This is a genomic window from Rufibacter soli (assembly GCF_054781795.1).
In genome coordinates, this window is the sequence record NZ_BAAGTS010000002.1 from 1,532,414 (window position 1) to 1,555,218 (window position 22,805).

At 50.6% G+C, this 22,805-nt stretch carries 16 protein-coding genes and 1 other RNA gene; 7 read left to right on the forward strand and 10 right to left on the reverse strand.

What is annotated here, in order from left to right; translation table 11 throughout:
• Positions 1 to 232: 232 nt before the first annotated feature.
• The 8 genes from ACYVJQ_RS08305 to rnpB all read right to left on the reverse strand — a co-directional run bounded on the left by ACYVJQ_RS08305 (position 233) and on the right by rnpB (position 12,423).
• Positions 233 to 3,088, reverse strand: a complete 2,856-nt coding sequence (locus tag ACYVJQ_RS08305) for an outer membrane beta-barrel protein (protein ID WP_460892610.1) — start codon at positions 3,086 to 3,088, stop codon at positions 233 to 235.
• Positions 3,089 to 3,262: 174 nt separating this feature from the next.
• Entirely contained in the window at positions 3,263 to 4,258 is a 996-nt protein-coding gene (locus ACYVJQ_RS08310) for an alpha/beta fold hydrolase (protein ID WP_460892611.1), read from the reverse strand.
• Between the two features lie 509 nt (positions 4,259 to 4,767).
• Positions 4,768 to 5,883: a chorismate mutase gene (locus ACYVJQ_RS08315; protein WP_460892612.1), complete on the reverse strand. Its 1,116-nt coding sequence runs from the start codon at positions 5,881 to 5,883 to the stop codon at positions 4,768 to 4,770.
• Positions 5,880 to 7,070, reverse strand: coding sequence for a pyridoxal phosphate-dependent aminotransferase (locus ACYVJQ_RS08320; RefSeq protein WP_460892613.1), 1,191 nt, complete (start codon positions 7,068 to 7,070; stop codon positions 5,880 to 5,882). The genes ACYVJQ_RS08315 and ACYVJQ_RS08320 overlap by 4 nt, the downstream gene beginning before the upstream one ends.
• Positions 7,067 to 7,960 carry a prephenate dehydratase gene (locus tag ACYVJQ_RS08325; protein WP_460892614.1) on the reverse strand — a complete coding sequence of 298 codons (894 nt, stop codon included), beginning with the start codon at positions 7,958 to 7,960 and terminating at the stop codon, positions 7,067 to 7,069. Before ACYVJQ_RS08325 ends, ACYVJQ_RS08320 begins: the two co-directional genes overlap by 4 nt.
• A gap of 347 nt (positions 7,961 to 8,307) precedes the next feature.
• Positions 8,308 to 10,893, reverse strand: coding sequence for a zinc-dependent metalloprotease (locus tag ACYVJQ_RS08330; RefSeq protein ID WP_460892615.1), 2,586 nt, complete (start codon positions 10,891 to 10,893; stop codon positions 8,308 to 8,310).
• Between the two features lie 230 nt (positions 10,894 to 11,123).
• Complete coding sequence (locus ACYVJQ_RS08335) at positions 11,124 to 11,753, reverse strand: START domain-containing protein (RefSeq protein ID WP_460892616.1); 630 nt, start codon at positions 11,751 to 11,753, stop codon at positions 11,124 to 11,126.
• A 280-nt stretch (positions 11,754 to 12,033) separates the two neighbouring features.
• Positions 12,034 to 12,423: RNase P RNA component class A (gene rnpB / locus ACYVJQ_RS08340), an RNA gene on the reverse strand.
• Positions 12,424 to 12,685: 262 nt separating this feature from the next.
• Between rnpB and ACYVJQ_RS08345 the strand changes: the two genes are divergently transcribed.
• Entirely contained in the window at positions 12,686 to 14,569 is a 1,884-nt protein-coding gene (locus ACYVJQ_RS08345; protein WP_460892617.1) for a pyruvate kinase, read from the forward strand.
• Positions 14,570 to 14,715: 146 nt separating this feature from the next.
• Here ACYVJQ_RS08345 and ACYVJQ_RS08350 read toward each other — a convergent pair whose 3' ends face one another.
• Positions 14,716 to 15,678 carry a Smr/MutS family protein gene (locus ACYVJQ_RS08350; protein WP_460892618.1) on the reverse strand — a complete coding sequence of 321 codons (963 nt, stop codon included), beginning with the start codon at positions 15,676 to 15,678 and terminating at the stop codon, positions 14,716 to 14,718.
• Between the two features lie 192 nt (positions 15,679 to 15,870).
• Here ACYVJQ_RS08350 and ACYVJQ_RS08355 point away from each other — a divergent pair, with 192 nt between their 5' ends.
• A complete protein-coding gene (locus ACYVJQ_RS08355) occupies positions 15,871 to 16,539 on the forward strand; it encodes an acetoacetate decarboxylase family protein (protein ID WP_460892619.1) in 669 nt (222 codons plus the stop codon).
• A 3-nt stretch (positions 16,540 to 16,542) separates the two neighbouring features.
• On the opposite strand, the gene ACYVJQ_RS08360 is transcribed toward ACYVJQ_RS08355, so the two are convergent.
• A complete protein-coding gene (locus tag ACYVJQ_RS08360) occupies positions 16,543 to 17,490 on the reverse strand; it encodes a DUF2279 domain-containing protein (RefSeq protein WP_460892620.1) in 948 nt (315 codons plus the stop codon).
• A 410-nt stretch (positions 17,491 to 17,900) separates the two neighbouring features.
• Between ACYVJQ_RS08360 and ACYVJQ_RS08365 the strand changes: the two genes are divergently transcribed.
• From ACYVJQ_RS08365 to ACYVJQ_RS08385, 5 genes are all read left to right on the forward strand, one after another.
• The gene (locus ACYVJQ_RS08365; protein WP_460892621.1) at positions 17,901 to 19,313 is read left to right on the forward strand and encodes an anthranilate synthase component I family protein; all 1,413 of its coding nucleotides are present in this window, start codon (positions 17,901 to 17,903) and stop codon (positions 19,311 to 19,313) included.
• Positions 19,314 to 19,408: 95 nt separating this feature from the next.
• Positions 19,409 to 20,032 (forward strand): anthranilate synthase component II, encoded by a 624-nt coding sequence (locus tag ACYVJQ_RS08370; protein ID WP_460892622.1) that lies wholly within the window; start codon positions 19,409 to 19,411, stop codon positions 20,030 to 20,032.
• Positions 19,999 to 21,045 (forward strand): anthranilate phosphoribosyltransferase, encoded by a 1,047-nt coding sequence (gene trpD / locus ACYVJQ_RS08375; protein ID WP_460892623.1) that lies wholly within the window; start codon positions 19,999 to 20,001, stop codon positions 21,043 to 21,045. The genes ACYVJQ_RS08370 and trpD overlap by 34 nt, the downstream gene beginning before the upstream one ends.
• A 51-nt stretch (positions 21,046 to 21,096) precedes the next feature.
• Complete coding sequence (trpC, locus tag ACYVJQ_RS08380; RefSeq protein WP_460892624.1) at positions 21,097 to 21,912, forward strand: indole-3-glycerol phosphate synthase TrpC; 816 nt, start codon at positions 21,097 to 21,099, stop codon at positions 21,910 to 21,912.
• Positions 21,913 to 22,136: 224 nt separating this feature from the next.
• Positions 22,137 to 22,772, forward strand: coding sequence for a phosphoribosylanthranilate isomerase (locus ACYVJQ_RS08385; RefSeq protein ID WP_460892625.1), 636 nt, complete (start codon positions 22,137 to 22,139; stop codon positions 22,770 to 22,772).
• Positions 22,773 to 22,805: the final 33 nt, after the last annotated feature.

Genomic DNA, 22,805 nt, shown 5'->3' on the forward strand with positions numbered 1-22,805 from the left:
ATAGGCAGCAAAGCGTTAGGTTCTCTTACTGGTTGAATTCCTGGCAAATGCCTGTCTATCTCAAATTTTTAAGGTGGCAATGTAAGGAGTGAGGCGGGAAAGTCAAAAACAGATTTGCCCCGATTTACTATTTCTGGATTGATTACCCAGTTATTTGCAAAGCCCTAAAAACAGTTTGGGCCTCTTTTTTCAAAAAGAGGCCCAAAACAGAAAGGTAGGAGGGTTACGCTAATTAATTCATGCCGCCTCTATAGTAGTTTCCAGGACCTTGAGGTTGGCTAGCCGGACGGGCATTCGCACCGCCAAACATGCGCAGGTTGTAGACAAAACTCAGCATGAAATAGCGCTGCAGTACATTGGTCTGCACATCTTCAAAATAGGTATTATTGATGTTACGTTGAATGCTGGTGTTTTCTCCCAGGATATCAAACGCCGACAATCTGATCTCGGCCTGGCGGTCTTTCAGGAATTTATAGCCAATGCTGCCATTCCAAAGCAGGAAGGTTGGGTCAATTCCCTTAGCCAGGCCGCCGTTGTATTGGTGGTTCAGGTCTGTGGTAAGGTTTAACCCTTTCCATAGAAGCCAATTCAACCTGAACTGGCTGCTTTGGTTATAGTAGTTGTTGTTCTGCTTAGAATTCAGGGAATAAGTAGCCTCATTATACGTGGCGTTGGTAGAAAGCAAAAAGTCAAAGTTCTCACTTATGTTAGAACTCAAGGTAATGCCGCCGCCCACATTAGCCGTGGTATTGTTGTTCTCCTTGCCATCCTCCAGGCCTGGAGTAAAGTTATAAGAGGCGTTGGTGTTCAGGTTGATGTTAGACTTGATGAAGGGTACCGGCAGGCCATATACCAAAAAGGACCTCAAAGAGTACTGTCCATCCAGGTTCACCGGACGCGTTAAGCGGGTGTTTCCGGTAAGAGCATCATCCCCAAATAGGCCAGAATTGCCTTTGGCGGTAATGGTTTCCCGGCCTATGTAGTCCTGGGCTGCTGATCCACCCAATACAATAAAGAAAGAGGAGGATTTGCCTGGGTTGGCAGCAGAGTAGCGCACGTTAAAGTTGTGGTTAAAGCTTTGCTGCAACGAAGGATTTCCCTGGGTCCAGAGTAGGGTATTAGATTTGTCAATGGCACTCTGTAACTGATCAACAGAAGGGGTCTGCGAGCGGCCATTGTAGAATATGCGCACGTTGCGGTCTGCGTTGAAATTGTAGCGCAACATACCAAACGGCAACACATTGTGATAGCTGTAAGAAGGATTCATGACCGTGGGCAGCACTTGGTCCGTCTTCATGTTCAAATATTGGTAGCGGGCGTTCAACATCACCTGGAAGTCTTTGGTGTTGTAGCGCCAGCCGGTGCCAAACTCCTGGGTAGTGGTTTTGTTCTCTACCAAACTTGATTGGCTAGCCAGCAGATTGTTGTATTCCTGGCTGTTCTCATCGCGCTCATACGTCCTGAAATCTCCGTCAGATTTGTTGTAATTGGTGGAGTAGGTGAGCTGCAACTGGGTTTTGTCTGATAAAGGCTCGGTGTAGTTCAGGTTGGCGCCCAGGACCGTGCCGTTGTTGTCCAGGATGGAAATCTGGTCTTGGCGGGTAATGCGCTCTGGGTCTGTGGTCACGGAAAAGAGGTCTCTGTCTGCCTCATTGCTGTTATAGCCGGTAGTTACATCCAAGCTGATGGTACGGCCTCTTTTAGGGAAGCTGTGGCGGAACAAGATGTTGTTGTTGAAGTTCAGGCCGGTCAGGTTGGAGTTGAACAAGCGGGAAAGGCTGGTCACAGGATCACCGCTAATGGTGTTTCCGTTCTCATTGCTGTCGCCTTCATTTTGCTGCAAGCTTAAACGGGGCCTTAAGATAATGGAGTTAGCCGAGTCAATGGCATAGGTAATGCGCATGTTCAGGCGGTGGTTCTGGTTAAAGGTTTGGGCCAGGCCGTTCTCCCCGTAAATGCTGGTAGTTTCGCCGTCTTCCAGGTAATTTCTGAAGAGCGAGTAGTTGGAGTTGTTTTTGGAGTGGTTGTAGAAATAACTGCCTTGCACGTCTACTTTTTTACCCCATTTGTCCAGGTAGTTCAACCCAATGGCGTTGGTGCGAGCAATACCGTTGTTGGTGTTCACCAGGAAGTCGCCGGTGTTATTGCCACCGCCAAAACCTCCGCCCCCACGTGGGCCGCCACCACCTCCGCCGCCGCGGTTTCCGCCACCGCCCCGGCTAGAGGCACTGGCTACGCCTACCAGGTCTTCTGAAGAGAAATTCTGTTCGTTTACGTTGTTGCTCAGGCCCACAATGGAAACCCGGCGGTCGCCATCAAACTGATTGATGTTCCCGCTGATGCGGTAGCGGTTATCTGTGCCAGCCCCGGCACTGATCCGACCGAAGCGACCGGTTCTAAACTCAGGTTTGGTGACAATGTTAATGGTTTTCTGCTCGTTGCCGTCGCTGAAACCAGTGAATTGAGACTGATCACTTTGGCGGTCAAACACCTGAATCTTGGAAATCACCTCGGCGGGCAGGTTCTTAAGGACTGCGCTGGGGTCTTCCCCGAAGAACTCTTTCCCGTCTACCAATACGCGCTGTACCCGTTCGCCCTGGGCCTGCACCTGTCCGTTCTGGATGGTTACGCCAGGCATTTTCTGGATCAGGTTCTCGGCATTGGCATCTTTGTTTACTTTAAAGGCGGCGGCGTTCATTTCTGAGGTATCTGCCTTGGTAATTACCGTGGCCGCTCTGCCTACTACCTGTACCTCGCGTAACGTAACCCCCTGGCCTAAGGTAAGCGTGCCTAACTGAATAGGGGCGCCCGTGGCAGTAATAGGTCTGAATAAGTCTGAAAAGCCCAGATAGCTTACTTTTAAAATAAACCGTCCGTTTTTAACGCCGGCTAATTCAAAGCGGCCGTCTGCGTCTGTGGCTGCCCCGCGGTAAACGCTGGAATCCTGCGCGTTCAAGAGCGCCACAGTGGCCCCAATAAGAGGAGAACCGGCGCCCACGGCCTGTCCTTTTATGGAAGTGGCCGTCTGGCTAAAGCTGAAGTGCGCTACTAAAAGAAAAAGGAAAACTAGTAAAGAAGCTTTTTTCATTAGAAAATTGGTTTTGCTTTAGACCGTATGGTATTTAAAAGGTTTAATGCAGAGGGTAACTTATCTTTGGGTAGTTGAAAGCAAAACGGGACTTTTATATCTAAAACCTTGTTTCTGTGTAGCTACAGTTAATTTTAGTCAGAAAAAAAATATGGCGCTTCCTGTAGTTTTACCCTACTTCTTCAAGAAGGATAGCAAGGGCTGTAGAAACCGGTCATATGCTTCTATATGGGGGAGGTGCCCTACGTTGTCTAATTCCACCAGCGTAGCTTGCGGTATTTTCTTGGCGGTGGCCTTACCTAAGGCGGGATAGTTGCCTAGTTTGTCCCGCATGGCCGCGGGGGCGTTGGCTTTGCCCAAAGCGGTTCGGTCCCGTTGACCAATGATCAGGAGCGTGGGCATTTTGAGTTGGTCAAATTCGTAGACTACCGGCTGGGTAAAGACCATGTCATAGGTGAGGGCGGCGTTCCAGGCAATTTTTAGGTTATCGGGGCCAATGGTCCAACCGGCCAGTAGATCTGCCCATTTATCATACTCCGGTTTCCATTGCCCTCCGTAGTAATTTTCCAACTGGTATTTCTTGATGCCGGCCTGGGTTTGCTTCAGCTCACCGGCGTACCATTTTTCTACTGATTGATAAGGCACCCACTGTTTCCAGTCTTCCAGGCCAATGGGGTTTTCCAGAATGAGTTTTTGCGTCATGTCTGGGTACATCAAAGCGAAACGGGTAGCCAGCATCCCGCCCATGGAATGCCCCAGCACCGCCACCGATTTTACGCCAAGGCTATCCAACAAACCCTTGGTGTTTTGGGCCAGCATCTGGAAGGTGTATTGAATGTTCTGCGGCTTAGAAGACTTCCCGAAACCAATCTGGTCTGGAATGATCACCCGGTACCCATTTTTAGCCAGGTCTTTGGCGGGTTGATCCCAGTAGGCACCATTGAAGTTCTTGCCGTGCAGCAAGAGAACCGTTTTACCGTTAGGGGTCTGGGGTTTCACCTCCATATAAGCCATCTTAAAAGACTGCCTCTGCACGTTCACCGGGTGGAAGGCCACGGGAAAAGGATACGTGAAGGAAGTAAGCTCGGCGTCTAAAGGCTTTAACTGGGCTTGGGCATCCAGAAACCCAAAGAGTAATACAAGAATGGGAAACAGAAATTTAGCGGTCATTTTGACAACGAGTTAGTAAGAAGGAAACAGTAGGAATCGCAAACTGTTTTAAGCCTGTTTTACGGAAAACACCTTTAAAACGGGAAAAGATGGTTTTTATGGCTTCCAAACTGTTTGCGGTTTAGGAAATGAGGCTCATTGATTATCTGAAAAGATATCAGGTACAAGCTGAAGCGGTAATCCTATAGCTGCTTATATAGTTGAATAGGAGGATTTATGGAGCCTGAGAGAGAGTTCATGCCTGTAAATTCTTCTCGCTTCTTTCCTTAGGATTTAGCATAAGCTATTGGAATATCATAAATGAGTGGTAAGTAGAAAAAGCAGCAAAGGCGCAAAGAGAATTGCTTAAACAAAGAATAAAGCCCGAACATAAGGTCTTGCTGTTTTGAGCCTGTTTTCACAAAAACAGGCTCAAAACAGCATTTTGAAATTCTAGCATTAGCTGATCTTGGGATAACAAAAAGCCCCGGCTGATAGGGCCGGGGCTTTAGATTAAGGAAGGATAATCCTTATTTTAGGTTAGTTACGGGTTTGGCTTCCACAGCCGCTGCTGCCTGCACGTGCAAGGAGTGCTGGTGAATTTCCTGGAAGATCGCTTTCACAAAGTCTTCGGTAAGGCCTTCGCGCAAGGCCAGTTGCATGCGCTGCTCCATTACCTGTTCCCAACGGCCGGTCTGCAATAAATTAATCTTGTTTTCCTTTTTCAAGATGCCTATTTCCTTGGCCACTGCAGACCGTCTGGCCAGCACGTTGATCAATTCATTGTCCAGGTAGTCAATCAGGTTACGGAGCTCACTCAATTCTTCCTCATTGGCAGTGGCCGAAGAAGAAACGCGCTCTACAATGAGAGAGGCCAGTAATTGTCTTAAGCCTTCAGGGGTTACTTGTTGGGCGGCATCACTCAGGGCCACGTCTGGGTTGCAGTGGGTCTCAATCATGAGGCCGTCTACCTGCAGGTTAAGGGCCTCTTGGCTTATCTGCTGTAACAGGGAACGCTTACCGGCTATGTGGCTGGGGTCACAGATCAAAGGCACCTCGGGCAACAGCTTCTTGAACTCATAGGCCATGTTCCACTTGGGGTGGTTTCTGTACGGACGGCTGTCAAAGGAAGAGAATCCCCTGTGAATAGCGGCCAGGTCCGTGATTCCGGCGCGGTTCAATCGCTCCAGGGCCCCCAGCCAAAGCTGCAGGTCTGGGTTAACCGGGTTTTTAACCAATACCGGTACGTCAACGCCTTCCAGGGCATCAGCGATCTCCTGTACAGAGAAAGGATTTACCGTGGTGCGGGCTCCTACCCACAGAATATCCACGCCTTGTTTCAGGGCATCATTCACGTGCTCGCCGGTAGCCACCTCGCAGGCGGTGAGCATGCCGGTTTCTTCTTTCACTCTTTTCAGCCATTTCAGGCCTACTTTCCCTATGCCTTCAAAAGCACCTGGCCGGGTACGGGGTTTCCAGATTCCAGCCCGGAAGATTGTGACTTCCGGTACTGACTGCAAGCCACGGGCGGTTTCCAGCATTTGTTCTTCACTCTCGGCGCTGCAAGGCCCTGCTATGATAAGCGGCTGTCCGTCAGCACGTTTAAAGATGGTGTTGTCAGACAGGTTCAGGTGTTTTGTGGTCATAAAGGTAAGGTGGCCTTAGCCGATAAATGTTTGTTAATTCGTTTAGTAGCTTCTTCTATGGTGTTTTCTGGTAGGCAAAGCGACACCCGCAAATAGCGCTCGCCCTGCGTCCCGAAAATTTTTCCGGGGGTTAGGAAAACTCCGGCTTCATACAGGACCTCGTCTAAAAAGGCCTCTACGTCTGTCACGCTGTCCGGCACCCGGGCCCACACAAACATGCCCACGGCTTCTTTTTGGTAAGAACAATGCAGTAGGTCAAGCAGTTCATATACCTTATTGCGGCGCTGGGCATACACCTCATTGCGCGCCTCATGCCAAGCATCTGGGTTGGAAAGAGCCTGAATGGCGGCATGCTGCACCGGTTGGAACATACCGGAGTCCAGGTTGCTCTTTACCCGCAGCACGCACTGCAGATAATCTTGCCGGCCCAACACCATGCCCACCCGCCAACCGGCCATGTTATGGGATTTGCTCAAGGAGTTGAATTCCAGGCAGCATTCTTTAGCAATGGGCAGCGAAAGCAGGCTTAAAGGCTTTTTATTAGGCAGCACCAGGCTGTAGGGGTTGTCATTGGCCAGAAGGAACTTATGCTTTAAGGCCAGGTCTACCAGGCTTTGCAGGGCCTCGGCGGTAGCCTCGGCGCCGGTTGGCATGTGCGGATAATTGATCCACATCAGTTTCACGTCTCCAGGTTGTAGCAGCTGCTCCAGTTCTTGCAGGTCTGGCAGCCAGCCGTTCTCTTCTTTTAAAGTGTAGAAGATTGGTTCGGCCCCTACCAGGCGGGCAGTGGCGCCATAGGCGGGATAGCCGGGGTTGGGCACCAATACTTTGTCACCGGGGTTCAGGAACGCCATAGACACATGGAATATCCCTTCTTTAGAACCCATGAGCGGTAAAATCTCTTGTTCGGGGTCCAGGATAACAGAATAAGTGCGTTGGTACCATTTGGCGATGGCCTGGCGCAATGGGGCAATGGAGTTGTAAGGCTGGTACCCGTGCACCCCGGGGCTCATACTGGTTCTTACCAAGGCACTGATGGTGTCTTCTGAAGGAGACATGTCTGGATCGCCTATGCCCAGGTTGATGATGTTTTTGCCCTGGGCGTTCAATGCCCGGACTTCGGCCAACTTGCGGGAGAAATAATACTCCTGTACCTGTTGTAGCCGGTTTGCAGAAGAGATGATCATACCAGTTCTGGTTGGGCTTGAAGAATTTCTGACAGACAACCCGCCAACCGCTCCTGCGGAAGGGGAGACTCGGCTTTAGGATAATGCCCCAGCACGGTAAGTTTAGGAGAAACGGTTTGTAAGGCAGCCAAGGCTTGCGTGATACAGGCTGCTTCCTCGGCTTCCAGTTCCACCACCCAAGCGGCCGGCTGGCCAGGGTTAAGGGCCGGCAAAGACTGTAGCATGGTCAAATCCAGCTGGCAATTCTCTACTTTCTCCAGGACGTTTTCCAGGGAGAATTTAACCACCGGGTAGGGGAGCAGCAAAGTTACTTTATTGGCCACCTTGGTAGGCTGTTGGCGGCTGAGCACCACAAAGCGGGTGTAGTTCTCTACGTCATTGGCCACGTTGTCATGCAGCACTTCCATCCCGTACAGCTCAGCGGCTTTACGGCTGGCAATGGCCGCTACGCCCTTGATCTGGCCTTCTTTGATGAGGCGGGCCGTATCTGCGGTATCGGCTGTTTCTTTGGTGCTAACCCCAGCCAGGTTCTCCAAATAATCACAGCATTGTAACAAGGCAATGGGGTGGGACCAGATTTGGGTAATGTCTTCCAGGTTTTGGCCAGGCAAGGCCATTAACGTCTGGTCCAGCAACAGCCAACGCTCTGCGGTGATAGACAGGCCGTGTTGGGCCATCAAGCGGTAGTTGGGTAGCAATGGTCCGGCCAGCGAATTCTGTACAGCCATCACGGCATAGTCTACCAGGCCAGATTCCAGGGTTTGGCAAAGCTCCGGAAAGGAGTCGCAGGGCAGCGTGCTGATGGCAGAGTCTGCAAACAGCTCTTTGGCGACAGTTTCATGGAAAGAGGCGGGGCCTCCCTGGATGGCGATTTTTAAGGCTCTGTTCATAACGAAAAAAGCCCCGCTATTGGCGGGGCTCTGAGGTTGGCTTATTTGTTTTTAACGCAAAGTCTTACCTGTTGAGCCCCGGCTGAGGTCCAAAAAAGTAAAAACCATAAAAGTAAGAATTGCGCTGAATCATTGTCTTGCTGTAAGGATGCTCAAACATACGGCCTGCGTTTTTTACTTCCAAACAAAGGGTCAATATTTTTTACTAATTTTTAATAAAACGCTTGTTAGTTTGAGAAAATTGAAGTATATGACAACAAGGGCAAGCCCACCAACAGCCACAGATAAGGTCAAATAAAAAAAGCTGCACCGATAGGTGCAGCTTTTCAATAGAGATGCTTTAAGAATTAAAGCGAATTCTGGTTTTTGTAATTCAGGCTTTCCGTAATACGCTCTATTAAATCCATTAAATGGTAGTTGCTCAACGCATCTGACTGTGACGCCAAAGACCCTTTAATCAGGTTATTGATGTTTCGCAGTTCAGCTTTCGCTACAGAGATAACATCACTGTTTCTGAGGTCCATGGTAGGGGCAGAGCCTTCTCTACGCCCGGTTGGGGCAGCAGAGGCAGCAGTTGGGGCAGGCGCTGGTTTCACAAGGCTGATCAATTGCTCCACGTAGATCTTCTGCAGGTTCCGGCGATATACATCAATGGGCTGGTTGCTCTTCACCTCTTTAAAGATGGAGCCGTTCATGTCCGTAAAGAAGTCCGTCACCTTATAGGCTTTGGTGCCGTCCAGCGCTTCTGCCGCAATAAGCTTAGACAGGGTGTTGTTGCTGATAAGGCGATCCACCACGTTTTCCTGGCTTCTGGAAACCAACATCAAAGGGTTGCTACCCGTGTTGTTGAGTACCGTTTGGTTCAGGAGCCAGGTTGGAGTAGTAAACAGGTTTTTGTCTAAGAACGCCATAGCCTCTTTTTGGGTAGCGGCCGGGGTGCGCTCATACACATGACCATCCTGCTCCACGGTTTTAGGGTTCTCATACACACCGCCAATGTTCTTAGCCACGTGGCCCATGTACCGGTTGTATTGGCCAGACACCTGGCTGTACATGTTTCTCAGGTTGTCATACCCTTCGTTAGACTCTTTGGTCCACTCTGGTAGCTTCACAATGATGCGCTGCAGGTTTTTAATACCGTACTCGCTGGCTTTCATGGAGTTATCCCCTAAGTCCTCATTCTGGGAATGCGGGTCATCTGGGTTGGTTTCCGTCCCGAACCAGTTGCGGCGGTTCTTCAACTTCTCCATGGTAAGCTTGTTGAGGGTCTCTACCTCATCAAACGCGTTTTTGGCGTTAGGAAGTAGTTTATAACCCCACTCAATAGCCCAAAGGTCATAGTCGCCAATTCTTGGGTAAATTCCTTTAGGGGTGATGTTGTCTTCTGGCTGGGCCACGTAGTTAAAGCGGGCGTAGTCCATGATAGAAGGGGTATGGCCATTGGCTTCCACCCATTTCTTGTTGCGCAGGTTTTCTACCGGCACCGTTGAGCTGGAACCGTAGTTGTGGCGCAGACCCAAGGTGTGGCCTACTTCATGTGAGGACACAAACCGGATCAAATCACCCATCAGTTCATCACTGAACTCCATTTTGCGGGCCCGTGGGTCAATAGCTGCCGCTTGCACAAAGTACCAGTCATGCACCAGTTTCATCACATTGTGATACCAGTTAATGTGGCTTTCCATGATCTCGCCGCTACGGGGGTCAGAAATGCTGGGTCCGCTGGCGTTAGAAATCTCAGAAGGCTTGTACACGATTGCCGAATGGCGGGCATCGTCTAGGCTCCAGTCTGGGTTTTCCTTTGGAGAAGGGGCCATTTTGCCAATCACGGCATTCTTGAAACCGGCTTTCTCAAAGGCTTTCTGCCAGTCATTTACGCCGGCAATCAGGTAAGGCACCCATTTTTTAGGTGTGGCGGGGTCGATATAGAAGATGATAGGCTTTTGGGGCTCTACCAGTTCACCGCGCTTGTACTTGGCCATGTCTTGGGGCTTCGGCTCCAGTCTCCAGCGCTTCACCATCTCTATTTCCTTCACGCCTTGTGGGTTAGCGTCAAAGTCGGTGTAGCCTACGGTAAAGTAACCAACCCGTGGGTCAAAGAAACGCGGCTGCATGGGTACTTTAGGCAGAACTACCATAGAGGTGTTAAGCTCAATAGTAGAGGAACCGTTCAGGTTACCGCCACCGGCTCCGCCTGAAGAAGGGGCACCAGCGCCAAACCCGGTGGTAGGAGGCGTCAATACATACGTCTTCACGGTGGTCACTTCCACATTGGTAGGGAAGCTGCGCACGTTCTCAATATAACTTCTGTCCGGCACAAAGTTTCCTAACCTGATTCTGGATTTAGCCGCCGAAGAACTGAAGGAGAAAATCTCGTTTTCGCCGTTGATATAGTCCGTGATGTCAATCACGCTGCCTTTGTTGCCAGGGGCATACGCGGCCACATTAAACGCCGCCACAATAGCCTGAATGTTAGACCGCTGCACCGCCTGATACATAGACTTAGTGCTGTCTGGGCTGTAGGTGCTGTAAGAAACTTTACGCAGGAAGATGCGGTTGTTAGGCCCTTTCTCAAATTTCACGATAGAGGAACCCACTTGGTCTCCGGCGTAGCCAGAAGCGGCACGAACCTCGGCACCGGCTTTGGAGATACGGTTTACTACCAGAATCTCGCGGCCTAATACGGCGTCATCAATCTCAAAGTAGTATTTGTCATCTACTTTGTGGGTTTTGAAAAGACCGTCTTTAGAAATGGCCTTAGCGGTGATTACCTGATCATACGGTTTTGGCTGGGCCTTTTGGGTGGCCGAGCCCTGCATGCCGGCAGCCCCAGCTACCCGGCGGGTAGAATCTGCCACCTGGGGCCGTGTCTGGGCAGCCGCCACCCCCGCCAGGGAAGTGCAAAGCCCCAGCGTAAGTAAAAAGTTTTTCATTCTGTTTGTTTGGTTGTTTGTAATAAAGGGTGAATTGGAAGGTTTGCTACAGTAATTTGCCTGTAAAGGCCAATTAGACAAAGCGAAAGGCCCTTGGTTTAAAGGCCCGTGAAAAAAGATGAACTCCTTTGGGTAAGAAAGGAAGGACAGCTGAAAGCAATAGCCGGGGGAGGATAATTATTGGACAAATTAGAAGTAATTCTGACAAGATGCCAGCCCAGGCCAAGGTATTACTTTATTTTTTGAAGCTGCTTATTAGCTAAAAGCTCCCGTAGCCGGGAAAAAGTGATGGAGGGGCCGGTAGCTACCGTGGCATTCACCATCCAGGCCGGTATTGAACCGCCTGGGTCTACGCTAAACGTGTACTCTACTTTTATGTGGTCAGCGGCAACTGGGGTAATCTCCCATATGGCCAGGGAATAGGGTATTCTGATGAGGTGCTCCTTTTTGGGCAGGTACATGGGTAATCCGGTCACTTCTACCCGTACTGTTTTATTTTTGGAAGAAGGGAAGACCTTAGTTTCCGCCACCATATCGCGGTCAGTGAGGGGCCAGGGCATGTCGGCTTCTGTGTAGTATACGAAGGTATTGGGGTCTTTCTGCTTGACGAGAATGGTCTTCCTGTTGAGGTACACCCAATCTGAATGGTGCTCTACGTTCTTAAGTACCTTTACCAACTGGCCAGGAGTGCCGGGCAACTCACAGATTACTTTTATTTGCTTAATTGGCAGATCTGCTGTTTTGCGGGTATAAACGGCTATGCCGTCTTCGTTTTTCTCCAGTTTCCACTTCTCCTGCGCCTTTAAGGGAATCTGGAACCCTACCCAAAGAAAGAAAACGATGAAGATTGAACGTGGCATTAGAATAAAAGGCAAGGCATATGCTTCCTAACGAACCTGTCAGGCATTTCTTATTAAAACGAGTTTTTGAGTGCTTTTGATGGCCCGGCTATGGTTCTTCAATGTGTTTTAAAGCCGTTTTTTGGAAAACAGGCCCAAACCAGAAACCGATGCCAGGCAATCCTCAATAGAAAAACAAAAGGCAAAGGGAAAGTCTTGTTCTCTAGCAGCAAGTAAGCCGCTACAGGAGCAACAGAAACTACCTTTAGCCAGTGCCTTCACCAGAAGAAAAGAAAAAAATAAAACCAATAAGCCTGTAAGCCGGGTTTTGTCCTCTGCCCGAAGGCAAATGGCTTATCATTTATCTAGGCCCACCCTCACGGAGGGGCTCCATCAACCTACCCACTGACATCGGACGAGCAGTCCTTAGCCTTACCCTAAAGCAAGACGCTGTCAGCCTATTTGGTCTTTCAACTCCTGAGGTTTACCCAGCCGGTCTGGTCGCCCAGCCGCTGGTGCGCTCTTACCGCACCTTTTCACCCTTACCGACCAAAGCCGGCGGTTATTTTCTGTGGCACTGCTGTCACCCGGCCGTCGCCCGCCAGGTGCCTTCCCGTTAGGAAGCAGGATGCTCTGCGTTGCCCGGACTTTCCTCCCCGCCCGAAGGCGCAGCGATAAGCCGGCTTACTGATTTCCCTCAAAGATAGGCTTTTCTGCCTTTATTAGGAACGACCGTTTTCTGTTTTGAGGGTGTTTTACTAAAAACGGGCCCAAAACAGAAAAGGCAGGAAAAACTAGTGGCTAGAAAGGCAGAGTCATTTTTGGGACCCAGTAAAAAGAAGGCGGTATGACGGAAGGCAAGCTAAGAAATTGCAAATGCCGTATCATTAGGTGAGTTTCCCGCTTATATTGGCGAAAACCGGAAGGACGTTTAACCATTTTAATATAGGGCAATGGCAGAGACAGAAGAAAGCCTGATCACCACAGACGGACAAGTAACCTCTTCGGAATTGGCCAAACTGGCCACCCAGGTGCAAAGCCTGCTGCAAGAAGCCGCGGCGTTGGAGGAGGTGTATGCGCCACTTATCAAAAAGGTGCACCCGGCTTTTGTTAAAAGCGCCCAGAACCTGCTCCACTATCTTTCATTACGCAACCATGACCTCCGGCGCCTGCAAACGCAACTCTCCAGCCTAGGTCTCTCATCACTGGGCCGTGCGGAAAGCCATGTGGTGGGCAACCTCACCGCCGTCCTGAACCAACTGCTTCTTCTGCAGGCCCACCTGGAAAAAACCACCTTGCCGGAAGAACCTTTTTTGCCGGTCCAATCACCCTTGAAAACGCACATTGAGGAGCTTTTAGGCCAGCAATCGCCCGGCCGGGAAAACAGGATCATGGTTACCTTCTCCACTGATCTGGCCAAAAACTACGACTTGGTGCGCGACATGGTCAAGGCCGGTATGAACTGTGCCCGCATTAACTGCGCCCATGATGATAAAAAGGTGTGGCGTAAAATGGTAAAGCAGATTAAAAAGGCAGAGGCAGAGCTGGGCCAGAAATGCATGGTACTTTTTGACCTCATGGGTCCCAAACTGCGCACCGGCCCCTTAAAACCCGGGCCCGAGGTGGTACCTGTACACCCTATCATTGATGAGGTAGGGCAGGTGCTATCTCCCGCTAAAGTATGGCTGGCCCCCGCCGGAAGCATGCCGCCCGTACCGGTAGATGCCACCCTCACGGTTTCTGAAGAATGGCTGGCCCTTGTAAAGCGCGGCGATGAAATTAAATTCCTGGATACCCGCCGCCGCAAGAGAACGATGCCGATTGTGCAGAAAAGAGGGGCTGGTCTCATCGGGCACCTGTTTAAATCGGCTTATCTGGCCTCTGGTACGGTCCTGCATGTAGCTGGCCATGACCTGCCTGAATACCAGCGAACCTTGACGGGGGTACCGCCGCTCGTGCTTCCGTTGGTGCTTCGCCAAGGCCAGGAACTGATTCTGCACAAAGAAAATATTCCCGGGGCCGCTGCCGTCTATGATAAAAAAGGCCAGATACTGGAGCCGGCGCATATTTCCTGCACCTTGCCAGAGGTTTTCTCGCGCGTGAAAGCGGGAGAACCTATCTTGTTTGATGATGGGGAGATAGAAGGAGTCATTGCCGAGGTAAACCCAGATTTCCTGCGGGTGAAAATTACCTCCGCCGACGAGGCCGGCAGTAAGCTGAGGCCCGACAAAGGCATTAACCTGCCCGAAAGCGACCTGGGCCTGGACCACTTAACCGAAAAAGACAAGGAAGACCTCAGCTTTGTTGTAAAGCATGCCGATATTGTGAACCTGTCCTTCGTGAGCCACCCCCAAATGGTAGAGGAACTGCAGCATGCCCTGGCCAAACACAAAGCCGACCATGTAGGCATCATGCTTAAGATTGAAACCAAGGCGGCATTCAGTAACCTACCTCATTTATTGCTCACCTTAATGCGCACGCACCCGGTAGGCATCATGATTGCCCGCGGCGATCTGGCCGTGGAGCTGGGCTGGAAACGCTTGGCCGAAGTGCAGGAGGAAATCCTCTGGATTGCCGAGGCAGCCCATTTACCCGTGGTCTGGGCCACCCAGGTGCTGGAAAAACTCACCAAAAAAGGCAGGCCTTCCCGGGCCGAAATCACAGACGCCGCTATGGCCCAACGCGCTGACTGCGTGATGCTCAACAAAGGCCCCTTCATCCTGAAATCCATTGCCATGCTAGATGATATCATGCGCCGCATGCAGGAACACCAATACAAGAAAACGGCTTTGCTCCGCATGCTCCAGGTATCTGAAATAGATGGGCAGTTGAAATAATTGTTGGTTGCTAATTGTAGATTGTTTTTTGAATATTTTAATAAACGGAAGCGCCGCTTAATTTCTTAAGCGGCGCTTCCGTTTTAGGGCTGTTTTAAGAAAAATGGCCTTAAAACAGCTTTGGATGTTTTAGCAGGCACAAATCATTACTTTAATTGAACCCTGGTGGCGCCGTAGCCGAATTTCTCTTTGCGGGCGTCTTCATAGAATTTGATGTGCGGGTTGCGGCTCAGTACCTTCTGGATTTCCTTTTTCAAGACCCCGTTGCCCGTGCCATGGATGAAGATGATCTCGTGCATGTTGGCGGCCAGGGCGCGGTCCAGGTTATCCTGGAAAACAGCCAGTTGCTGGCGCAGAATCTCTGAGTTGCTCATGAGTTTGGGGTCCTCATTGGGTAGGATCTGCTCAATGTGCAGGTCCACCTCGTGGTTAGGGACTGCCATCTTGATGTTCTCACCGGCACCGGCAGATTCCGTTAATTGCTCTTGGATCAAATCTGGGTTGACTAAGGTTGGCTTAGAGTCCAATTGGAAGACATAACCTTCTTTTTGCAGGACCGGAGCAGTCTTTTTGCTTTTGTAGAACGATGAGGCCTTGAATTTAAGCTTCCGGGTTACGGGCTCCAGGAGGGTGTTGGCCCCAGGTTTGTGTTGCAGGTATTGGACTACCAGGTCGGGCCATTTGTCAAAGTCATTGAGGTGTAGGTGGGCCACCGGCTTGGTTTTCTTGGGCGGGAGTTTGTCGTTGTGCTGGGCTTTGTAGCCTTTCTCGGTTTCCTCGCCGTAGGTGAACAGCAGGTCAAACTCAGAGTTGTTAACAATGTGTACGGCCAGCAATTCATCGGTTTGGTGCACTAGGGCAATGTAGATGCCGGCCACTGCGGTGGAAGGCACCACGGGCGGGGTATTTTTCTTTGGGGCTTCAGGGGCGGCAGGGGCATTCCGGAACATCTCGCCTTCCTCGGCAGCAATCACTACTACCTCGCGGCGCATGACCGGTATGGTGAAATCATTGTCAATGGCTACTTCTACCAGGTTATTATCTAAAAAGCGGGTGATGATGCCTTCTTCTTTGCCGTGCATTAACCGCACGCGATCTCCTATATTCATGTGGTTTGGGTCTTGTTATGAAAAAACGGGCTTAAAACGCCCGGGCTTCCACAAAGATACGCAAAAGCTAGGCGAGGGGCTTACATTCTGTTTTGCGCCCGTTTTCATAAAAACAGCCGCAAAACATGCCGCTAAATACAACCACCCTACTAGATTGGCGTTTCCATTAGAAGCGACTAACTCCTTAAGTAAATGGAACTTGTGCCAGATATCATAGCCCCCGCCCCCTGGCAACTGGAGGGATCCGGCGTGATCTGGTGTTATCGGTTAACCAAGGCCTTCAACCAAAAGTATGGGTTTATGGCCCCGTACCAGGATGCTTCTTACCTGGCGGGGATAGGGGCGGTAATGTATGTCAATTACGCTTCTTCGGGGGTAGGTCCTTACCAGGAGTTACTGTTTATTCCGGGGCTTTTCAGAATGAAAGGGAAGCTCACTTTCTCCATTTCCAAGATTTACGTGTCTAGCTATGACAGCGTCTGGAACGGCCGCGAAAACTGGGGAATTGCCAAGGAAAGGGCTGTCTTTGATAGGCAAACCAATAAACTAGGGGGAATGGAGATCGGCGTGAGCCGTGAGGGGCAAACCTTTTTTGAGGCCCAGGTACAACCCAAAGGCCCTAAGTTTCCGCTATACCCCTGGCTTTTTACCTGGTTAAAATTGATGCAATTGAAAGGCCCGGATATGCTGTTAACCAAACCAACCCTGGAAGGGCATGCACAGCGCGCCACCAGTAAATTGCAGGCTGCTGACCCAAGGTTATTCCCACCGGTGCAACAACTAAATCCCTTCCTGACCCTCTATATCCCAGATTTTAAAATGGTGTTTCCAGAGGCGCAGGTACTTCCTTTTTTACTGTGAGGTTTAGTGATAGAGGGCATGCGCCCGGAGGCCTTTCCTCTTGCTGTATTCCAGCGCCGGGGCCGGGAACTTGAAGATAGACAGCACATAGAAAGCACTTTTTAGGAGTTTGTTTCGCGTAGGAATGGCCTGCCAGTTTAAATCTACGCTGAGGTAATACTGCCGGTAAGCGTCAAGTCCCAGGGCCCGATTGGCGTCTGGATCATTGAAAACCATTTCTTCGGCGCCCAGGCCTAGGGCTGGGTTCAGCCATTTAGGGAATTTACTCTCAGGGGAAAGGAATTTGGCCAAGTCCACGCTGAGCCAGTACGTTTGCCCATTGTAGTCTTTCAGGAATTCCTCTGAAGGCCCCTTGCCCAGCACGTTGGGCCGAAGCGGCGCGTACCGGGTGCGGTGAAACGAGAATTTGGGCTGCAACCTGAGTTCGCCCCAGGACAGCTGTTGCGCGATTACGCCCAGGGAACCGGCGGCATTGGCGGCAATGTCAGAGAGCGAAGCGCCGTAATCAGGAGAGCGGCCGTCAAAGTACTCAATGGGAGTCTGCAGCAGAAAACCCAGGGCCCCGCCGTACCAGATGGCTTTCTTTTGGGGCACGCCCGCTTTCCGTAGCAAATCAACGCCCAGCCGGCTTTCATGGAAGGAACCCCAGAAGTGGCCCACCTTGTCCATCTGTTTCCATTCACGGGCATCATCAAACCAATGGAAATTCGTCTGAGGCTTGTCCTGGTACCAGGCTTGGTTGAGCAGGAGCAACCCGCCACCATAAAGCGCGGTACCCCCGGCCGCCAGCCAGGGCAACCGTTGCGAGAAGCGGTTCACGGTGTCTGCCGGAGGTCCGGCCAGGGTATCAAGGGTGTAGGTAGACTGCGCCTTGGCCGCTGAGGAAGCAAGGCTTACCCAAAACAGGAAGAGAAGCAGGTAGCCAGGGAAGGGGGCACGATGGGTTTGCACGGTTAAAAGTACAGAATCCTGGTCAGAATGTTTCTTTTCCGGTAACAGCCATATTTTTTGTGGAATTTATTTGCGAAAGAGAAACCAGCCGGTATATTTGCAACATGAATATGACCCAATTCCTGCACAACGCCTGGTGGCATGCACGTCAAATCTGATGGGTGAACCGCTTGCTGTGCAGTAATGCAATATAGAACAAGGCTCGGATTCACCCGGGCCTTTGGTGTTTTTAAGAGGGTACAAATTCAAAATAAAAGAGAAAATGAAATCAGGACAGAAAAACGCAATGCAGTGTTGGTGGCACCAATCGGAAGATTCGTGAACAGCAGGCTATTGCCTATTCTAAACTTGCCCATACCCAAAAAGGCTTGCTGTTCATATAAAACGGCAAGCCTTTTTTAATGCACTTTATGAAAACCTACACCTTACAAACGCAATACCGCCACCTGCTGGCAGACACCGTGACCCCGGTGGGCATTTACCTGCAGCTACGCGACAAATACCAGAATTGCCTGCTGCTGGAAAGCTCTGACTACCACGGGCATGAAAACAGCTTCAGCTATATCTGCTGCGAGCCTATTGCCGAGTTTAAACTAAAGGATAGCGTCCTGCGCCAGACTTTCCCAGACGGCAGCGTGGAGGAGCAGACCCTGACCAATAAACGCGATGCCGTTGGGTTGCTACAGGACTACTGCGGCAGGTTCAAATCTGAGGCCAAGCCTTTTGGGTTTATTCAGAACGGGTTATTTGGTTACATGTCTTTTGAGGCAGTGCAGTACTATGAACAAATAGAACTGCAGGAGAAGGAGACGGCCCACCCAGAAATGCCCGAGGTGTTGTACCAGGCCTTCCGGTTTGTGATTGCCATTGACCACTTCAAGAACCAGCTTTATATTTTTGAGCACTTTCTGGGACACCAGCCCCTTACCAACGGTCTGGATGAACTGGAAAACCTAATCCGGAACAAGAATTTCCCAATGTTCCAGTTCTCTTTGGCCGGGGAAGAGACCACCAACCAGACGGATGAGGAGTTCCTGAAGGTAATTGAGGAAGGAAAGCGCCATTGCCACCTGGGCAATGTTTTCCAGATCGTGCTTTCCCGCCGGTTTTCTCAGGCCTTCCAGGGCGACGAGTTCAACGTGTACCGGGCCCTGCGCTCCATCAACCCCTCGCCGTACCTGTTTTACTTTGACTACGGTAACTTCAAGATATTTGGGTCATCTCCAGAAGCGCAGTTGCTCATCAAAAAAGACACGGCCAGTATTTTCCCTATTGCCGGTACCTTCAAGCGTACCGGTAATGATGCGGCAGACGCTGAATTGGCCCAGAAGTTGTATGATGACCCCAAAGAGAACGCCGAGCACGTGATGCTGGTAGACCTGGCCCGCAATGACCTGAGCCGCCACGGCGATGACGTGAAGGTGGAGGTGTTCAAAGAAGTGCAATACTACTCCCACGTGATTCACCTGGTCTCTAAAGTGACGGCCCGGTTACCCAAGGCCAATGGTTCTTTGCAAATGGTGGCGGACACGTTTCCGGCGGGTACGCTGTCGGGGGCACCCAAGCACCGGGCCTTGACGCTTATAGACAGTCTGGAGCCTACGGGCCGCGGGTATTACGGAGGCTGCATCGGGTACCTGGGCTTCGGTGGCGATTTTAACCACGCCATCATGATCAGGTCTTTCCTGAGCGTGAAAAACAAACTGCATTACCAAGCCGGGGCAGGGGTAGTGGCTAAGTCAGATACCCGCTCTGAATTAAATGAGGTACACCACAAACTGGCGGCCCTGCGCAAAGCCTTAGAACGGGCCACCACTATTTAGTGATAAAATGATTTATTTTCGTTTTGAGGGTGTTTTAACAAAAACAGGCTTAAAACAGATTTTCCAGCCAAAAAACAGACAGACCCTTTATTGCCATGAAAATCCTAGTCTTAGATAATTACGATTCTTTTACCTATAACCTGGTGCAACTGCTCCGGGAACTAGGGTACGGGGACCAGGTAGAGGTACACCGCAACGACCAGATCAGCCTGGACGCGGTAGACCAGTTTGACGTGATTTTGTTATCGCCGGGCCCGGGTGTACCTAGTGAGGCAGGCATTATGCCCGAGCTTTTAAAGCGGTACGCTCCAACCAAACGCATCATGGGCGTTTGCCTGGGCCACCAGGCCATTGCCGAAGCCTTTGGGGCAGAGCTTTCCAACATGACAGACGTGTTGCACGGCATTGCCTCTACCTTGCGGGTAGTTGATAGTGAAGATCCTCTATTCAATAAGTTGCCTGGCACGTTCAAAGTAGCCCGTTACCACTCCTGGACCGTAAAGCCGGAATCTGTTCCTTCAGCCCTGCACGTAACCGCGGTAGATAAGCGCGGCGAAGTGCTGGCTATCCGGCATAAAAAATATGACGTTTGCGGCGTACAGTTCCACCCAGAATCCATCTTAACCGACTACGGCAAAGAAATGCTCCAAAACTGGCTGCGTAACCCTACCAAACGGGTAAATAAATGGACTTCTTACGCCGCTTCCATTACTCTATGAAACAGGTACTGCAACAACTAATAGAACATAAGACCCTGTCTAAGGAAGTAGCCCGCGAGGTGCTTTTGAACATGACCCAGGGCCAATGCAATCCCAGCCAGATGGCGGCCTTTATGACCGTTTACCTCATGCGCAATATCACGGTGCAGGAGCTTGAAGGATTCAGGGAAGCCATGTTGGAACTCTGTCTGCTCCCAGACTTGGGCACTGACCAGGTGATTGACCTCTGTGGCACCGGCGGCGATGGCAAAGACACCTTCAATATCTCTACCTTGTCCTCTTTTGTGGTGGCCGGGGCTGGCTATAAAGTGGCCAAACACGGCAACAACGGGGTTTCCTCTATCTGCGGGTCTTCCAATGTGATGGCACACCTGGGCTATGAATTCACCAATGATAGCGCGGTTCTGCGGGCTCAATTGGAGCAGACGAACCTCTGCTTTATGCACGCCCCGCTGTTTCACCCGGCTATGAAAGAAGTGGCGCCCATAAGAAAAGAACTGGGCGTGAAGACCTTCTTCAACATGCTGGGCCCTATGATCAATCCGGCCAAGCCACATTTCCAATTGGTAGGGGTTTTCAGCCTGGAGTTGCTGCGCCTGTACACGTATCTCTACCAACAGACCGGAAAGCGCTTTGTACTGTTGCACGCCCTGGATGGCTATGATGAAATCTCCCTGACAGGCGCTTTTAAAATGGTAACTCCGCAGGGCGAAAAAATTCTGCAACCGTCAGACTTGGGCCTGCCCACCTATCAGGCCAGCGATTTAGCCGGTGGCGATACCGTGGAAGAGGCAGCCGCTATTTTTATGCAGGTATTGGAAGGCCGTGGCACTGCCGCCCAGCAAGATGCCGTAGTGGCCAATGCTGGACTGGGGATTTTCTGCGCCGATGAGCGGTTAACGTTGCCCGAGGCCTTGCAAAAGGCCCGGCACACCTTGACTAATGGCCTGGCGCTCAAAACGTTCGAAGATTTACTGGCCATCCAAAAAACATTACAGCCGGAAAACGCTTAGCACATTAACCCTTGCTTCTTTTTCCCTGACCTTTTCTTTACGCCTTACTTTATGTCATCCACTATACTAGATCAGATTGTCGCTCATAAACACCTGGAAGTAGCAGACCGCAAAAACCTGGTACCCACGGCCCTGTTGGAGCGAAGCCTGTATTTTAACTCCCAGCCGGTATCTCTGCGCAAGTACGTGCAACGCCCCGACCTGAACGGGATCATTGCTGAATACAAGCGCAAGTCGCCTTCCAAAGGGATGTTGAATGCTTACGCGCCGGTAGAGCGAACCACCATTGGGTACATGCAGGCAGGAGCCTCGGCCTTGTCGGTGCTTACAGATACCGCCTTCTTTGGCGGAAAAAGCGAAGATCTGACCACGGCCCGTAAATTCAATTTCTGCCCCATTCTGCGCAAAGATTTTGTGGTGGAGGAGTACCAGATCCTGGAGGCCAAGTCCATTGGCGCCGATGCCATTCTGTTGATTGCCGCTATTTTGACCAAAGAAGAAGTGGAGCGCCTGGCCCAGTTTGCTCACTCCCTTCAACTGGAGGTATTGCTGGAAGTGCATAACCGGGAGGAGTTGGAGCGCACGCTTACCCCGCACGTAGACCTGGTGGGGGTGAACAACCGCAACCTGCATGATTTCTCAGTGAGTATTGACATATCCAAAGAATTGGCTAGTTTCATTCCCAATGAATTTGTGAAAATTTCTGAGAGCGGTCTAAGCGAGGCTTCCTCCATAATTGAATTGCGTGCGTATGGCTACGAAGGATTTTTAATGGGAGAAACCTTCATGCGCCAAACCAGGCCAGAAAAAGCCTGCGCTGCCTTTATTGACGAACTTAAAAAGCTGCGGCAGGCGCAGCCAGTTTAACCAACCTGAGGTTTAATTTAGTATTCTTGTACTATTATGGGGATAAAGGCAAAGGGGAAAATTGCCAAGTAACCTTATAGAACCAACCGTTTTAAAGCCGTTTTTCTAAAAACAGCCTTAAACCAAACACCACGCTTACACTACCAGTGGCTGGATTTAACTGACAAGTATCTTCTGCAACTGCCACAGACTGACTACACAGACAAACTTCAATACAACAAAGAATGCCAAATAGAAACCTTAAAATAAAGGTATGCGGCATGAAGTACACAGAGAACATAGAAGAACTCTTGTTGCTTCAGCCAGACTATGTGGGCTTTATTTTCTACGAAAAGTCCCCCCGTTTTATTACCACCCAGTGGGCCGTTTTCTCCTCCATTTTCAAGCAGGGCACCAGCAAGGTGGGCGTGTTTGTAGACGAAGAGGTAGAGGTGGTGTTACAGAAAGTAACCGACCTGGGCCTGGAGATGGTACAGCTCCACGGCCATGAAACGCCCCAAATTTGTCATGAACTCAAAGACTCTGGCCTCACCGTCATGAAAGCCTTTAGGGTTGGCGGAGACTTTGACTTTAGCCAACTGGAAGAATACGTGCAATGCTGTGACTATTTCCTGTTTGACGCCAGCGGGGCTAACCCCGGCGGAAACGGCCATCGCTTTAACTGGGATTTATTACAGGGCTACACCTACCAGGTACCTTTTTTCCTAAGCGGGGGCATAGACTTGGAGCACCTGGACGAGATCAAGGCCTTGCGTCTGCCGCAACTGTACGGCATTGACCTGAACAGTAAATTTGAGATCCAGCCGGGTCTGAAAGACGTGCAAAGGGTGCAGGAGTTTATTCAGAAATTAAGGGCATAACCATTTGGCGATACTTCTACTAGCAACAGGTCA